Here is a 14,949-nt window from a genome sequence, read left to right as displayed (position 1 = left end):
ATGATTGAACAAAAAGGAACAATGACAGATCCACTTTCACATCCACAATGGCTAAAGGCTTTTGTTGAATTATACAGTCAGCTTGGCACAAACAATTTAGGATTAATCAAGCAGGTTTATCACAGTGATGTTCACTTTTCTGATCCTATGCACACAGTCAAAGGCTTGGATAATTTGCTCCACTATTTCGAACAAATTTACCAGCACGTCACAAGCTGTCAATTTCAAATAGACCATACTTTTTATCAAGCCCATGAAGCGGCCATTTATTGGACTATGATCTTGTGTCATAAAAAATTAAACGGCAAGCGTCCCATCACAGTCCAAGGTCACTCGCACATCAAAGCAGAAAATGAACGGGTGATCTTTCATCGTGATTATTTGGACTTAGGTGCCATGCTTTATGAACATGTCCCCGTTTTGGGCTATGTCATTACTCGCATCAAACACAGAGCGAGTAAGCCATGAAAATCTTAATCACAGGAGCCACCTCAGGTATTGGCTATGAGCTGACACGAGAATATTCCAAACAAGGTAATGAGGTCATTGCTTGCGGTCGCAATCAACAAAAATTAGAACAGCTCACAGAATTAAGTCCCAAAATCACCACACTTTGTTTTAATTTAACCGATTATCAACATTACCCTCAGCTCGATGCTCCCATCGACTTGCTTATTTTTAATGCCGGTGATTGCGAATATATCGATAATTGCATTAATTTTGATGCAAAAAAATTTGAAAGAGTCATTCATATTAACCTTATTTCCATCGCCTATGGGCTTCAAAGCTGGCTTAAACACATCAAAAAAGGAGGCAGAGTCGTATTTATTAGTTCCAGTGCTGCGTTATTGCCACTGCCTAGAGCGGAAGCTTATGGCGCGTCAAAAGCAGCGTTAAGTTACTTGAGTCAAACACTGGCCATTTCGTTGCATCCCTACCAAATAAACACCACTCTTGTCCATCCAGGGTTTGTGGACACGCCACTGACAAAGCGCAATCAATTTACTATGCCAATGCTAATGGACAGCCAACAAGCCGCTATCAAGATTATTCGCGGCATCACTAAAGGGAAATCAATCATTAATTTCCCCATTGTATTTGTATGCTTAATGAAGTTATTGCGATATTTACCGCTGTCAATTTGGCAGAAGATCGCCACAAGGATGATGAAATAATGAAAAAAATTGCCATTATTGGTTCTGGTATATCCGGTCTCACTTGCGCCTATTTACTGAATAAGCAGTGTGATGTCACTGTGTTTGAAAAAAATAATTACGCAGGAGGACACACGGCAACGCTTGATATTACCCACCAAGATCAGACATTGGCTATCGATACAGGGTTTATTGTGTTTAATGACCGCACTTACCCCAACTTTAATCAGTTGCTAAAGCGATTAAACATATCACGCCAAGCGACCGAAATGAGCTTCAGTGTGCATCACCAGCATTCAGGTTTTGAATATAATGGGCATAATATCAATTCCTTGTTCGCCCAAAGACGTAATCTTTTTCGTCCTCAGTTTTGGCGGTTTTTACGGGAAATCATCAAGTTTAACAGTGATTGTAAACGCGCTTATTCGCAACACAATATCGACCCCAATCTCACTTTAGGTCAATATCTTAAACAACAAGGATTCTCGACATTTTTCAGTGAACACTACATTCTTCCTATGGGAGCCGCTATTTGGTCCACCAGCTTAGAAACGATGCAAGCCTTTGAGCTCAAATTTTTTATTCAATTTTTCTATCATCACGGTTTACTGAATATCCTTGATAGGCCTCAGTGGTATGTGATCCCAGGCGGTTCACACTCCTATGTAAAAGCCATTCAAGCACAATTAAAGCACCCTATTTTACTCAATTGTCAAATTAACAATGTCAGTCGCCAATCCCAAGGTGTTACGATTGAAATGCACAATGGTGACAAACATCATTTTGATGAGGTGATTTTTGCCTGTCATTCTGATCAAGCACTGGCCTTATTGGCCGATCCAACGCCCAATGAAACCGACATATTAGCTGCAACCCCTTATAGTCGTAATGATGTCGTGCTTCATACCGATACGCGTTTACTGCCGCAAAGACAGCGAGCTTGGGCCAGTTGGAATTACAAACTTGATAATGATAAAGCCCGTCCAGCTTGTGTGACATACAATATGAATATTCTTCAAGGGCTCCATAGTGATACCACCTTTTGTGTCACCTTAAATCAAAGTGAGTACATTGATCCCAATAAAATACTGCGATCCTTTGTTTACCACCATCCTATCCTCAACAATCACAGTGTAAAAGCACAACAAAAGCGCCCGCTCATTAATGGTCAACAGCATACCTATTATGTCGGCGCTTATTGGTATAGCGGCTTTCATGAGGATGGTGTCAAAAGCGCCTTGGATGTCACCCAGAAATTAGGCGTCCATTTATGACGATTTGGTATAGCGGCTTTCATGAGGATGGTGTCAAAAGCGCCTTGGATGTCACCCAGAAATTAGGCGTCCATTTATGACGATTTGGTATAGCGGCTTTCACGAGGGTGGTGTCAAAAGCGGCTTTAATGTCACTCAAGAATTAGGTGTCCATTTATGACGATGCACAGCGGTATTTATAGGGGACATGTTCGCCATCGTCGATTTGGTGCTATCCCCCATCAATTTAATTATTCAATTTATATGATGGGACTGGATCTTGATGAAATCATGCCCGTATCTCAAATCAGCCATATTTTTGGTATTCAATGGTTCAATCCCATCCGTTTTCATGAAAAAGATTATATCAAAAGTGAACCAGGAACCTTAAAACAACGTATTAGCTATAAAGTGCGCGCACTAGGCGGCCATTGGTCAAGCCAAAATCGTGCCATGATGTTAGCTCAGTGCCGTTGTTTAGGCCTCTATTTTAGCCCTATCAATTGCTACTTTTGCTACGACGATAATCAAATCTGTCAATATATGCTCGCAGAAGTGAGTAACACACCTTGGCGAGAGCGGCATTATTATTTAATTAACATGAGTGAAGAAATGAAAATCAAAAAAAGTTTCCATGTCTCACCTTTTATGGACATGAACATGATGTATCACTGGCGTCTCACCCCACCGAGAAAGCATGCCATGGTGCACATTGAAAATCATCAACAGCAAAAAGTCTTTGACGCGACGCTTTCTCTCAAAAAATACACCATCAGTCGCGCTGCATTTTGGCACATACTAATGACAATCCCATCAATGACGCTGAAAATTGTTATTGGCATTTACTGGCAAGCACTCAAACTATTCATTAAGCGTGTTCCGTTTATCGGGCATCCCAAGACTAAAACCTAACAGTCAAACGACAACCTTAGAGGTAGACATGGAACAAACAATAAAGCAAAAGCCTCCGCTAAAATGGATATACGGCGCCCTGAGCAAAAAAATGAGCGCGAATAAGCAATATAGACAACTGATTTTTCATATATTAAAGCAACTCACATCGGTTCATTTAGAGATAGAAGAAAACGGGAAGGTCCATTGCTTTGGCGATAAGAGTGCTACATTATCAGGCAAGGTCATTGTTCATGATATGCGCTTTTATCAAGATCTACTCTTTAAAGGTAGCATAGGTGGTGCTGAGGCATACATCACAGGTAAATGGAGCAGCCCTAACCTGACGCAGGTCATTCAAATTATGGCTAAAAGCCAACAGCAACTGGATGCCATTGAACGTAAAACCCAATGGTTAGTAACAATTAAAAACCAATGGTTAAGGCTTAAAAATAAAAATTCAAATCAAGGTGCAAAACGCAATATTTTAGCCCATTACGATTTGGGAAATGATTTATATCAAAGCTTTCTCGACGATTCAATGCTCTATTCATCTGCAATATATCCAAAGCACAATGCGACATTGCACCAAGCACAACAGCATAAAATGCACATTATTTGCCAGCAATTAAGCTTAAATGAACAAGATCATGTCATTGAAATCGGCACAGGTTGGGGCGGGCTAGCCATTTACATGGCACAGCATTATGGTTGCAAAATCACCACAACCACTATTTCTGATGCGCAACATGACTTTACAAAAAAAACAATTGAAGCACTTGGGCTGACAGACCAGATCACATTACTCAAGCAAGATTATCGACAATTAAACGGCCAGTTCGATAAATTAGTCTCAATAGAAATGATTGAAGCCGTTGGTCATGAATATCTTGATACTTTCTTTAATACTTGTTCAACACTCTTAAAACCGGATGGAAAAATGTTATTGCAATCCATTACTATTGCAGATCAACGCTACGAGCAATATCGTAAAGGTGTCGATTTTATTCAAAAATACATCTTTCCGGGTGGTTGTCTTCCTTCTATTGCTGAAATCAGTAAACATTTTGCCAACAGTACCGATCTTGTGATCCATAACATCAGTGATATCGGATTGCATTACGCCCGTACCCTTAATGATTGGACACAACAATTTATCACCAACTGGGAAACCCTCAACCCAACACATTACGATGAACAATTTAAACGCCTGTGGCTTTTTTATTTCGGTTATTGCGAAGGTGCATTTCGTGAAAGAGTGATCAGCACCCATCAAGTTCTCGCGAGAAAACCGGGCTACATAGGATCGGCAGATGAAGCGCTTTTGGATTATTAACCTCATTCTATTTCAAGCCAGTTGGGCCGCCGCTGCATGGTATCCCCAACAGGCAGCGCTGATAATAGCCTGCTTGCTGGGGATCCACTTTTTATGCTCCCCAAGTCCTAGGTTTGACAGTAAAGTATTACTTTTAGCCCTCATTGGGATCAGTGCCGACGCACTTCTGCTCTTTTTAGGGGCATTTTACAGCCCAATGGCTTTTTTCCCGTTATGGCTGGTACTGCTCTGGTTTATGTTTATCATCAGTTTAAATCACTGTTTACATTGGCTAGTCAATCAACCGATTGGATTACTCGTCTGCGTTGGTGCCTTTGGCGGAACCTTAAGTTATTGGGCAGGCATTCAAGCGGGTGCTTTACAAACACATTGGCCAATCACTTGGGTTATTACCAGTCTTATGCTGACTTGGTCAATATTATTGCCATTATTAATTTATGGTTACCGATACCTTCAAGTGACCTTCAGGGGTCTATCGAGATGATGTATGTACAAATGGCTTTTGCTTTTTATGCTAACGACTCCCGTGTTTGGTGCTCCTCTTCAGCAGTTAACCAAGTTGGGGCAGGGAGAAATGGATTATTTATTTTGGACACTGTATGAAGCAGAATTATACGCCCACAATGGCCGTATTTCGCCAACATACCAAAATACCGCCCTTAAACTGACTTATGCAAAATCCATATCGAAACAAGCCCTGCTTGAGGCCACACAAGATCAATGGGAATACTTAGGCTATCACTTACAAGATATCAACCGCTGGCTGGCCAAACTCCACCCCATATGGCCAAACGTGGAGCCTGATGACGAATTAACATTTTTCATTGATGAGAATGGTATCAGCCGATTCTATATGGGTAAAACCTTACTGGGTGTGATTGGTGACATTCAATTTGGTCAAGCCTTTATGGCAATCTGGCTGTCTAAAAATACTTCAGAACCTGAATTGAGACAAGCACTATTAGGAGATTAAAAATGAGGATAATAATCAGTTTTTTTGCCATTTTGCTGCTCAACGCTTGTGGAACAGCCCAACTCGACGACTATAAAGGCACGCTGCCAGAATTAAAACTAGAAACCTTTTTTGAAGGTAAACTCAAAGCCTATGGAATGGTATTTGACCGCTCTGGCAAATTATTGCGTCGATTTAACGTTGATCTACAAGCGGATTGGCAAGGCAACACAGGCACCATTAAAGAATGGTTTGTTTTTGATGACGGTGAGAAATCCACCCGTGTTTGGACCATAAACAAAATAGCTGAAAATCAATATCAAGGGCATGCCTCAGATGTCGTCGGTACCGCCAAGGGTCGTACTGAAGGCGCAGCGCTTTATTGGCAATACGATATGATGATCCCAGTAGAGGGTGAGTCTTATCAAGTCACCTTAGATGATTGGATGTTCCTTATTGATAAGCAAAGATTATTCAATAAAACGGACATGTCAAAGTTTGGGTTCAAAGTGGGAGAGCTTATTCTTTATATCGAAAAAATTTAACTATATTTCGCCAATAGTAATCCAAATGCCAAGTGCAAACGTACAATGTATAAGGAAGATGATAAAAAAGAGGGCTTGTTATGAAAACGTTCGCACTTAAACTATACGATTTTTACAATTATATCTTTGACTCCAGTAAAAATCCCCTTCGGCATATTCCCGATCCTGTCAGCAGATTTTATATCATGACGATTTTATCCATCATGTGGAGTATCACTTTTGCCGCCTATCTTGGTAGCATCGTTTATTTTGGGATCAGCTTAGCGGCGCACATCATTTTATTATTGATGTTCTTCTTCACCATGGCGGTGTTTTATGATGCTGAAAAAAATAACACCTCATGGCTCATTAAGTTACGACAAAACAATTCGAAGTAACCCATGCTCCTTCCACTCACCTCTCAGCATCGCTGAGAGGCAAACAATCCTCTGTTTTTTACCCCTTACAACTTAACGACTGCTCAAGATAAAATAGTCATTTCAGGTTATGTTACTTTTCTCTGTTTTACGCGATCTTCCAACACCAGCAGCTCATGCTATGACCCTTGACTCTATAGGTTATTAGCACCTTCAACATCCCATTACGCAAAAACAAAAGGATAGTTATGTCCATACTCAAATACATAAAACCTGTTACTCTGCTATTTTCGCTTTCATTCGTCTTCATTTCCACCATCGTCATGGCCGAAGACCATAAAACATTCAACGAGGTTGAACGAGAAGTCTTAGCCCATCGAGGCGCCTCAGGGGATTACCCACAAAGTACATCCCTTGCCTTTCAAATGGCGCTTGAGCAAGGCGCAGATATCCTTGAGATGGATGTTCACCTTTCACTCGATGGCCATGTTATCGTCAATCACGACAAAGATTTTAGTCAAACGACAGATAGCGATAACAAGGTCGCCGATCTTACGTTAGCCGATATTAAAGCCTTAGATGCCGGATACCGATTCAGTAAAGATGGCGGAGAAACTTACCCTTTTCGCGCCACTGGCTTAGAAGTGTTAACCCTTGAAGAGGTCATTGCCTATTTTCCTGTTAAAAAACTCAGCATTGAGATGAAAGTCAATGACGAGCAACTTGCCGACTCGCTGTGGGCCATTTTGGACAGAAACGGCCTGCATCATCAGGCGACCGTTGCTAGCCAATATACAAAAGCCCTGAACCATTTTCGCGCCGTGAGCAATAATAGTATTCAAACCAGCGCCAGTATCACTGAATTAACCGGCCTAAGCTTAGCTTGGGCAGCGGGGCTTGGTGGCATTTACCCTGCAAAATTTACATTAGCCCAAATCCCTTATGCCATGATAAGCCGACCTTTTCTCTCTTTTTTACAAAACAAGGGCATTACCAGCCATGTTTGGACAGTCAACGAGATTGATAAAATTGAACGTGCTTTTGACTTAGGAGCCAAGGGGGTCATTGGTGACTACCCCGATCGTATTGTGCAAGTATTAGCCGCACGGGGCGAACGCTAGGCATATGTAGATGATATCACTAACGCAATATATTGAGTGCTTATTATTGCAAAACGTCACATCATACTTGTAAAAAGTAGCCATATTCATTTTTGCTACTTTTTACAAGTGAATTACAGGATTTACCGTGTTAGTTTATATTTGTCTTTTAACACGTTCATGTTGTAAAAAAATATTAAACACAAAGGGAATTCAATGTTTAAAAAAATCTTACAGGGAATGGTCTACTCCATAACTTTTATGGCTTCAGCCAATGTCAGTGACGATATAATAAAAAATATTACAGAAGGTGCTGGAGCACTTAAAATGACAGTACCCGAGTTTTGGTACTCAGCAAATCAATATATGCGATTAAATTATGATAATAGCATTGCTGACATTACTCCATTAACCAAAACTCAAGCATATGTGAATTTTCAAAAAAATAATAATGCGGCCAATCAATTAGAACTCACTAAAACCATTAATATTAATAAATCAAAGCTGGCTAATTTTTATGGCATACCAATCAATAAGTTAAATAATTTTCTAAGTTACCTGAATGATAAGTATAAAGATAACGATAAATATAGAACTAATGACATAGACAGAAGTCTATTACTCTGCAAAGACGCATGTTATAACGATTGGAAAAATTTTCACGTATTACAAAAGCACTTAAGCAATTATACTGAACGAGAAAATATCGGCCACCATGAAACTTTCGACGTAGAGTATAAACCCAATAGCAGCGCTCTCACAACTGCCATAGAACGCTGGAGAAACGACATATTCTCAGGACCAACACTTATAATGGAACTTCCCCTATGTAATGAGTGTTTTCCACAAAAATAAAACAAGCCTTTCAGTATTGTTAAAGTGGACGATCACATTGCGGCTCATTTACGCTTTGCAGTAGCCGCTTTGCTCAATTTACGCGTCGATGTTCCCCCTCTTTTACTCACTGATCGCCCTTTGCGTTTTTTAAATGGGTTATCACTCTTTACCCCCTGAAGAGCCGTCGGTAACTGGCTTCCTGCAAGCTCTATTTGACTGTGTAAGCTCTCAATTAAGGGGGTCATAAACGCTTTATAGGTGATTTCTTTTTGACTGATACTATTTAGCTTACTCTCCCATAACGCCGTCATATCAGGTGTTGTCGCACTTTCAGGCAGGCTATTAATTAAACCTTTCCCCACTTCGGTCGCCACAATCGTTTTGCCCTGTCTTAATAAAAACCCTCTTTTAAAAAGCAATTCAATAATGCCGGCACGGGTTGCTTCAGTGCCTAAGCCATCAGTGTCTTTTAAAATTTTACGAATGGAGATGTCGGTCACGTAGCGACCAATTCCCGTCATGGCGCTCAACAAACTCGCATCATTAAAGGCTTTCGGGGCTTGAGTGTGCTTTTCGATTACCTCCCCTTGCTGACAAAAGAGCACTTGTCCTTTCACTAATGCTGGCAACAAAGCCACTTGGGTATCATCATCCTTATTATCCTGCTTCTCTTTTTGGTACTGAAACAGTTGTTTCCAGCCCAATGCCCCTTCTTGCTTGGCTTTTGTACAAAAACGGCCGCCTTCAATGATCACCTCAACCGAGGTTTCTTTATAACAATAGGCGGGGTAAAATTGCGCTAGATATTGCCGTGCTACCTGTAAATAAACCTGTCGCTCAAATTGCGTCAAACTCGCTAATACCGCCGTTTTTTCAGTGGGAATAATGGCGTGGTGAGCGTCCACTTTTTTATCATTCCACGCTTTGGATTTAAGACTCGCATTGGGTTTATCACACCCTGTTAATAGCTCATCGGCTCCTCCCTCAATCGCTTGAATAACAGCAGGCGCTAATCCATGCTGTTCCTTGGGAAGATAGCGACTGTCAGAGCGCGGGTAGGTGATTAATTTATGTTTTTCATATAAAGACTGGCAAGTGTCCAACACGGACTTTGCACTCATTGAAAAACGTTTAGCGGCATCGATTTGTAACGCGGACAAATTATAAGGCAAAGGGGCGGATTGCTGTTTATCCACCGATTTGACCTGTTCAACCACCGCCTCTTTTTGGGTAATACGGCCAGCGACATTTTCGGCCAATCCCTTAGATAATAATCGATTCTCTTCATCCATATAAGGCTCACAAGCTTTACTGGGCAGCCACTTGGCACAAAAAGCCGCCTTGTCCTGAGTCAATAAGTGCGCCAACACTTCATAAAATGGCTTAGAAATAAAATGCGCTATGGATTCATCTCGGCGAACAACCAATCCCAGTAAGGGAGTTTGCACTCGCCCTACCGACAATACTCCTTGATAACCGACTTTTCGACCTTGAATAGTGTAAGCTCGCGTCATATTCATGCCATAAAGCCAATCCGCTCTAGCGCGGGCCAAAGCAGATACCGACAAGGGAATAAAATCCCGATTACTTCGAAGCTGTCCTAATGCCCGTTTAACCGCTTTTGGGTTTAAATCGCTGATCAGTAACCGCTGTGTGGCATGTAATTTATCTCCTTTTATGCCTAAATGAGCAATCAATTCATCGACGAGTAACTGACCTTCTCTATCAGGATCGCCAGCGTTCACAAGCTGGCTCGCTTGTTTGACTAACCGCCTTAATACCGCTATTTGACCACGCATTTTAGACTTAGGGACAATTTTCCAATCTAACGGGACAATGGGTAAATGCTCAAATTTCCATGACTTATAGGCATCATCATAAGCATCGGGTTCCGCTTGTTCTAACAAATGCCCAATACACCAAGAAACACAGTCTCCATTTGCCGCTTGAATATAACCATCCAATTTTTTAAGAGGTTTAGGTAACACATCGGCTATTGCTCGCCCTAAACTGGGCTTCTCGGCAATATATAAAATCATAGGAAGTTCTAACATTACTGTATAAAATTACAGTAATGTTAGTCAAAAGCTTGATTAAGTGCAAGTATTCTAGCTGACGAGCAGACTATTTACTCAACATAGGGGGCAAGTTTTTCGCATTATCAAACTTCAATCTCGCCACATTCCCTGCTGGAGTAAAGCCAAAGACTTGTCCATAAAATGACAGTTCAGAATGTAAAATATCCATTTTACTTTTCATTGTGACTAAATCTGGCGAGTCCCCCTCAAACTCCATATAAGCAATGGGAACACCTTTATTTTTCAATTCTTTGTAAATATATTTCGACTGCTCGGCAGGGATCATATAATCATTCATTCCTTGAATAAACAATAAAGGCTCTGCTAGGCCTTTTAAATAAAATAACGCAGTATGATCGTGATAATAGTTATCTTTTCCTACAAGCCGTTTAATATAACTGGCCTCAAACTTGTGCGTCTCTTTTTCAAAAAGCTCCACATTGCTGATCCCAGAATAAATCACGCCCGCTTTAAAGGTATTATAAAAAGCCAATGCCGATAATGCCGATAGCCCCTCTTCCCTAAAGCCTTTAATGGCCAACTTGGTCCCATCGACTAAGCCTTTATTGACTAAATACCCTGCCGCTCTCACAGCATCTTCTGAGTCATATTTGCCCCAATTACCGTACAAGCTATCACGGTATTGACGGCCAAAGCCTGAGCTACCTCGATAATTTAAATCAAAAACAGCAATCCCTCGACTCGTCCAATATTGGATATCACGACGATAAGCTCGACTCGCCTTATTCGTCGGTCCACTGTGTAACATCACAAGTAAAGGTGGGCGTGTCCCTTCAGCGCCAACAAATTTTGGGTTCTTTGGGGGATAAAAATAACCATAAGCCGTTTTCTTATTCCCACTTTTAAAACTTATGCTTTTGCCATGAGAAATGTAATCACTGTCAACGTCAGGAACCGAAGGGGAATAAACCTGCTTGGCCGTATTGGCTTGCACTTTATAAATGCCTTTTTCAGGGGTTTCTTTTTCCCCCACAAAATACACGCCATCAAATCCCTTAATCACTTGTGTGATCTCAGCAAAATCAACATCAATGGGCTCTGCAATCCCAGTTGCCATATCGATTCTGACGAGTCCTGCCGACCCTTTACTGCTGTAACTGGCAATTAAACTTGTTGGGCTTTCAAAGGCATAATTATGATTACCCATTTTCCAATCCGGTACGGCAAATTCAGCCTCATGATCATACACAATTTCTGCTCGACCTTTATCATTGATACGATAAAGGTTCCACCAATTATTAAAATCAGCAACAAAATACAAACGACCATCAGGGCTAAATAAAGGCTGAGTTATCGAACCTTTTAGATTCGAAATTAATCGACGAGGGTGAACAATTTCCCCTTTAGGATCAACATCAGCTACCCACAGCTCTGTATGATCCCAAGGCATATTGGGGTGTTGCCAAGCAATCCAAGCCATCTGTTTTTGATCCGGCGATAAAATGGGAGACGAATAAAAGTCTGCGCCGCTGACCAAGACTTTGGTTTTATCTGCATAACTGACATTAATCCCCACTAAACGCGTGACAGGCTCCCCTTCTACTCGATGATCTTCTTGCACACAAATTAACCGTGCACCCCGCGTTTGAAAAATACAATCCGAATAACGTGTCTTCAACGGTGTTAATGGCACTGGATCTTGATTAGGGGCAATACGATAAAGGCGCTGATCGCTAAATTTACTGGCAAATAAACTTTGCCCTATACCTAACACCGGCGCGCCGCCATACTCGTTAACGCGAGTTCGAACATCAAAGTCAGCGTCAATGACATCTGTCACTGTACCATCAGTATTGAGCTTTTTAACACTTCTTCGCCCTTGAAGAGCCGCATCAGATTGAATAAAATAAATACCATCATCAATCGCTTGCAGTTCAGTAATATCGTCAGATAGCCCATAAACATCTTCAGCAGTGATTGGCGAATCCCAGCTACCATAGCGAGCAACTTGTACTCCTTCAGGCAACACTTCTTTTTCAACGGTCGCTAAGCGTTCACAACCAGATATTGAGGCTAACAGCCAAATCATGATCCCCAACTTAACGCCTAAAAGCTGTTTCATTCTATCCCCTAAAACCTCCTTGTTATAAAAAATATACCCCAACCATAGGATACGACTATATTGACAATTAATTTAACTCACTGAAGCAATGCTAGCTCTACATGTTCCTGAACATTTTAACACTGATCCTAACTAATGTTTTCTGAGTAACCACCGCACAACATCAGCACGCTGTTTCTCATTTAATCCAAAATAAATACAAATCCAAGGTGACAACAAAGTATACCAAGGAATGATACTCTTCTGATCACTGGAAAACAGGAAATAAAAAAAACCTGAATAAATAATAACAATTCCAGTACATCCCACGCACAGCATCATCCACTTTGTTGCCCTTTCTAACCACTCCATGACTCAGTCCAGTTCATTTTTACTAACCATTATTATGACCCATATTGAAAGCGATATTCAATTCTAACTTTATACTTAAGTAGATAAAGCAAAAAAGGTCATGGTGTTAAACACCATGACCTTTTTCTCTATATACCCAAACGGATCCAATGATCCTTGGGTATTTCATTTTACGGTAACGAATAACCCTTAAGCGTTATTCACGCACTTTTCCTTGATTATCTGAAAGTTAAACAAATTGATGACATAAGATTATGTAAAGGATAAACAACAAAATTCCATTTTACCCCTTTATTTAACTCATATTTAATTCAGCTATACCAAGAAGAAATGCGCTAACAATTAAAGTCTGATCCCGCCATCAATTTCAAACACTCGACCATTAACATAGTCATTTTCTATGATAAAGCGCACTGTTGTTGCGATTTCTTCGGCTTGTCCCAGGCGGCCAGCAGGGATCATTTGAGTGATCCGACTTAACGCTTCAGGCTTCATGGCGGCTGTCATCTCAGTTTCAATCACACCAGGGGCAACAGCTGCACTTCGAATACCGTAACGAGAGAGCTCTTTTGCCCAACCAACAGACATGGCCGCTACACCTGCTTTTGAGGCAGAATAATTAGACTGCCCCATATTACCCGCCTTGGCTAAACTTGAAATATTGATGATCACACCCGCTTGCTCAGTCTCTATCATCGCAGCAGCCGCTTCACGGCCACATAAAAAGCTACCAGTCAGATTCACATTGATCACCGATTGGAACTGCTCAAAAGACATACGTTCAGTCACTTGCCCTTCTTTGGCTTTCAACAACATACCATCACGTAAAATACCCGCATTATTAACCAGTACGTTCACCTGTCCAAAGTCTTCTTTAATAAACTGAAAACCTGCAACCACATCTTCTTCATTTGTAATATCCAGTGCGTAACCTTGTACCTCGGTAGATGCACCTAAATTTGCGCAGGCTTTTTCAAGCTTTTCTTGATCCACATCGATAAGCGCCAATTTCGCGCCAGCACTGGCAAAGTTCTGCGCCATCGCAAAACCTAATCCACCGGCGCCACCGGTAATAACCACCACTTTATCTTTTAAATCCATTGTCTTACCCTTTCTTATTAAATTCTTCAAAAATACTAGAAAAATCAAGTTGACCATGGCCCTTTCGTCCATGGTTAACGTATAAACTTCGTGCCAATGCGCCCATAGGTGTACTTGAATTTGAAGCCAATGTTGCTTCTTGTGACAAGCCTAAATCTTTAATCATCAAATCCACCATAAAACCACCTTGATACCCTTGAGAAGAAGGCACATTAGGCATCACATTCGGACAAGGATTATATTTCTCTAACGTCCAATTGCCACCACTGCTCACTTTCATAATGTCAGATAAGATCTTAGGATCTAGCCCATGATCTATGCCTAATTGCAGTGACTCTGATGTCCCAATCATCAATACCGACAACAACATATTATTGCATATCTTAGCAATTTGTCCCGCCCCTGCGCCACCAGCATGGAAGATATTACTCCCCATAATTGATAATGTTGCCTGAGCTTGTTCAAATCCTTTATCCGTTCCACCACAAATAAAGGTTAAAGTACCAGCCGCAGCCCCTGCTGTTCCACCCGATACTGGTGCATCAACAAATTCAATACCTTTAGACGCTGCCACTGCAGCGACTTCTCTGGCGCTATTTGCATCAATAGTTGAACAATCAATTAGTAGCGTGTCTTTAGCCACAACATCGAGTAAACCCGGTTTATCATCTTCACCTAAATATAAACTACGAACATGCTTACCCGCAGGCAGCATCGACACCACCACATCGGCACTGGCTGCAGCCCCGCATGCACTACTGGCCATCAATGCCCCTTGCTCTGCTAATTCAGCCATCGCCTCAGGCACAAGATCAAACACTTTAACAGTAACACCCGCTTTCACTAAATTAAGTGCCATTGGCTGGCCCATATGCCCTAATCCGATAAATGCTACAGTATTCATTCAACTTG

At 41.2% G+C, this 14,949-nt stretch carries 16 protein-coding genes; 11 read left to right on the top strand and 5 right to left on the bottom strand.

From position 1 onward, the window contains the following. The 11 genes from Q0779_RS14415 (at window position 1) to Q0779_RS14365 (ending at window position 8,442) form a co-directional block, all read left to right on the top strand. Entirely contained in the window at window positions 1-468 is a 468-nt protein-coding gene (locus Q0779_RS14415) for a nuclear transport factor 2 family protein (protein WP_298773551.1), read from the top strand. Continuing rightward, window positions 465-1,175, top strand: a complete 711-nt coding sequence (locus Q0779_RS14410; protein WP_298773550.1) for an SDR family NAD(P)-dependent oxidoreductase — start codon at window positions 465-467, stop codon at window positions 1,173-1,175. The genes Q0779_RS14415 and Q0779_RS14410 overlap by 4 nt, the downstream gene beginning before the upstream one ends. Next, window positions 1,175-2,428, top strand: coding sequence for an NAD(P)/FAD-dependent oxidoreductase (locus Q0779_RS14405; RefSeq protein WP_298773548.1), 1,254 nt, complete (start codon window positions 1,175-1,177; stop codon window positions 2,426-2,428). The genes Q0779_RS14410 and Q0779_RS14405 overlap by 1 nt, the downstream gene beginning before the upstream one ends. A 156-nt stretch (window positions 2,429-2,584) precedes the next feature. Then, complete coding sequence (locus Q0779_RS14400) at window positions 2,585-3,319, top strand: DUF1365 domain-containing protein (protein WP_298773546.1); 735 nt, start codon at window positions 2,585-2,587, stop codon at window positions 3,317-3,319. A gap of 28 nt (window positions 3,320-3,347) precedes the next feature. Then, complete coding sequence (locus Q0779_RS14395; protein WP_298773545.1) at window positions 3,348-4,634, top strand: cyclopropane-fatty-acyl-phospholipid synthase family protein; 1,287 nt, start codon at window positions 3,348-3,350, stop codon at window positions 4,632-4,634. Further along, the gene (locus Q0779_RS14390) at window positions 4,612-5,118 is read left to right on the top strand and encodes a DUF2878 domain-containing protein (protein ID WP_298773544.1); all 507 of its coding nucleotides are present in this window, start codon (window positions 4,612-4,614) and stop codon (window positions 5,116-5,118) included. The genes Q0779_RS14395 and Q0779_RS14390 overlap by 23 nt, the downstream gene beginning before the upstream one ends. 3 nt (window positions 5,119-5,121) lie before the next feature. Beyond that, complete coding sequence (locus Q0779_RS14385; RefSeq protein WP_298773543.1) at window positions 5,122-5,607, top strand: chalcone isomerase family protein; 486 nt, start codon at window positions 5,122-5,124, stop codon at window positions 5,605-5,607. A 2-nt stretch (window positions 5,608-5,609) separates the two neighbouring features. After that, window positions 5,610-6,131, top strand: coding sequence for a DUF3833 domain-containing protein (locus Q0779_RS14380; protein WP_298773542.1), 522 nt, complete (start codon window positions 5,610-5,612; stop codon window positions 6,129-6,131). 80 nt (window positions 6,132-6,211) lie between these two features. Further along, complete coding sequence (locus Q0779_RS14375) at window positions 6,212-6,508, top strand: hypothetical protein (protein WP_298773541.1); 297 nt, start codon at window positions 6,212-6,214, stop codon at window positions 6,506-6,508. Between the two features lie 227 nt (window positions 6,509-6,735). Next, complete coding sequence (locus tag Q0779_RS14370) at window positions 6,736-7,608, top strand: glycerophosphodiester phosphodiesterase (protein WP_298773539.1); 873 nt, start codon at window positions 6,736-6,738, stop codon at window positions 7,606-7,608. 195 nt (window positions 7,609-7,803) lie between these two features. Then, window positions 7,804-8,442 carry a hypothetical protein gene (locus tag Q0779_RS14365; RefSeq protein ID WP_298773538.1) on the top strand — a complete coding sequence of 213 codons (639 nt, stop codon included), beginning with the start codon at window positions 7,804-7,806 and terminating at the stop codon, window positions 8,440-8,442. Window positions 8,443-8,486: 44 nt separating this feature from the next. On the opposite strand, the gene Q0779_RS14360 is transcribed toward Q0779_RS14365, so the two are convergent. The 5 genes from Q0779_RS14360 to mmsB all read right to left on the bottom strand — a co-directional run bounded on the left by Q0779_RS14360 (window position 8,487) and on the right by mmsB (window position 14,941). Then, window positions 8,487-10,463, bottom strand: coding sequence for a DNA topoisomerase III (locus Q0779_RS14360; protein WP_298773537.1), 1,977 nt, complete (start codon window positions 10,461-10,463; stop codon window positions 8,487-8,489). 85 nt (window positions 10,464-10,548) lie between these two features. Then, on the bottom strand, window positions 10,549-12,585 hold the full coding sequence (locus tag Q0779_RS14355; protein ID WP_298773536.1) for a prolyl oligopeptidase family serine peptidase: 2,037 nt from the start codon (window positions 12,583-12,585) through the stop codon (window positions 10,549-10,551). A 132-nt stretch (window positions 12,586-12,717) separates the two neighbouring features. Then, window positions 12,718-12,936 (bottom strand): hypothetical protein, encoded by a 219-nt coding sequence (locus Q0779_RS14350; protein WP_298773535.1) that lies wholly within the window; start codon window positions 12,934-12,936, stop codon window positions 12,718-12,720. 342 nt (window positions 12,937-13,278) lie between these two features. Next, window positions 13,279-14,037 (bottom strand): SDR family oxidoreductase, encoded by a 759-nt coding sequence (locus tag Q0779_RS14345; protein WP_298773534.1) that lies wholly within the window; start codon window positions 14,035-14,037, stop codon window positions 13,279-13,281. A gap of 4 nt (window positions 14,038-14,041) precedes the next feature. Further along, window positions 14,042-14,941 (bottom strand): 3-hydroxyisobutyrate dehydrogenase, encoded by a 900-nt coding sequence (mmsB, locus tag Q0779_RS14340; RefSeq protein WP_298773532.1) that lies wholly within the window; start codon window positions 14,939-14,941, stop codon window positions 14,042-14,044. Window positions 14,942-14,949 lie beyond the last annotated feature (8 nt).

It is taken from the genome of uncultured Shewanella sp. (genome assembly GCF_947491715.1).
GTDB lineage: Bacteria > Pseudomonadota > Gammaproteobacteria > Enterobacterales > Shewanellaceae > Shewanella.
The sequence above is the reverse complement of the archived record's forward strand: the minus strand, read 5'-3'. Positions and strand labels throughout refer to the sequence as shown.

Coding starts and splice junctions, on each gene's coding strand:
- Q0779_RS14415 (WP_298773551.1), top strand. CDS start 1: ATGATTGAACAAAAAGGAACAATGACAGATCCACTTTCACATCCACAA.
- Q0779_RS14410 (WP_298773550.1), top strand. CDS start 465: ATGAAAATCTTAATCACAGGAGCCACCTCAGGTATTGGCTATGAGCTG.
- Q0779_RS14405 (WP_298773548.1), top strand. CDS start 1,175: ATGAAAAAAATTGCCATTATTGGTTCTGGTATATCCGGTCTCACTTGC.
- Q0779_RS14400 (WP_298773546.1), top strand. CDS start 2,585: ATGACGATGCACAGCGGTATTTATAGGGGACATGTTCGCCATCGTCGA.
- Q0779_RS14395 (WP_298773545.1), top strand. CDS start 3,348: ATGGAACAAACAATAAAGCAAAAGCCTCCGCTAAAATGGATATACGGC.
- Q0779_RS14390 (WP_298773544.1), top strand. CDS start 4,612: ATGAAGCGCTTTTGGATTATTAACCTCATTCTATTTCAAGCCAGTTGG.
- Q0779_RS14385 (WP_298773543.1), top strand. CDS start 5,122: ATGTACAAATGGCTTTTGCTTTTTATGCTAACGACTCCCGTGTTTGGT.
- Q0779_RS14380 (WP_298773542.1), top strand. CDS start 5,610: ATGAGGATAATAATCAGTTTTTTTGCCATTTTGCTGCTCAACGCTTGT.
- Q0779_RS14375 (WP_298773541.1), top strand. CDS start 6,212: ATGAAAACGTTCGCACTTAAACTATACGATTTTTACAATTATATCTTT.
- Q0779_RS14370 (WP_298773539.1), top strand. CDS start 6,736: ATGTCCATACTCAAATACATAAAACCTGTTACTCTGCTATTTTCGCTT.
- Q0779_RS14365 (WP_298773538.1), top strand. CDS start 7,804: ATGTTTAAAAAAATCTTACAGGGAATGGTCTACTCCATAACTTTTATG.
- Q0779_RS14360 (WP_298773537.1), bottom strand. CDS start 10,463: ATGATTTTATATATTGCCGAGAAGCCCAGTTTAGGGCGAGCAATAGCC.
- Q0779_RS14355 (WP_298773536.1), bottom strand. CDS start 12,585: ATGAAACAGCTTTTAGGCGTTAAGTTGGGGATCATGATTTGGCTGTTA.
- Q0779_RS14350 (WP_298773535.1), bottom strand. CDS start 12,936: ATGGAGTGGTTAGAAAGGGCAACAAAGTGGATGATGCTGTGCGTGGGA.
- Q0779_RS14345 (WP_298773534.1), bottom strand. CDS start 14,037: ATGGATTTAAAAGATAAAGTGGTGGTTATTACCGGTGGCGCCGGTGGA.
- mmsB (WP_298773532.1), bottom strand. CDS start 14,941: ATGAATACTGTAGCATTTATCGGATTAGGGCATATGGGCCAGCCAATG.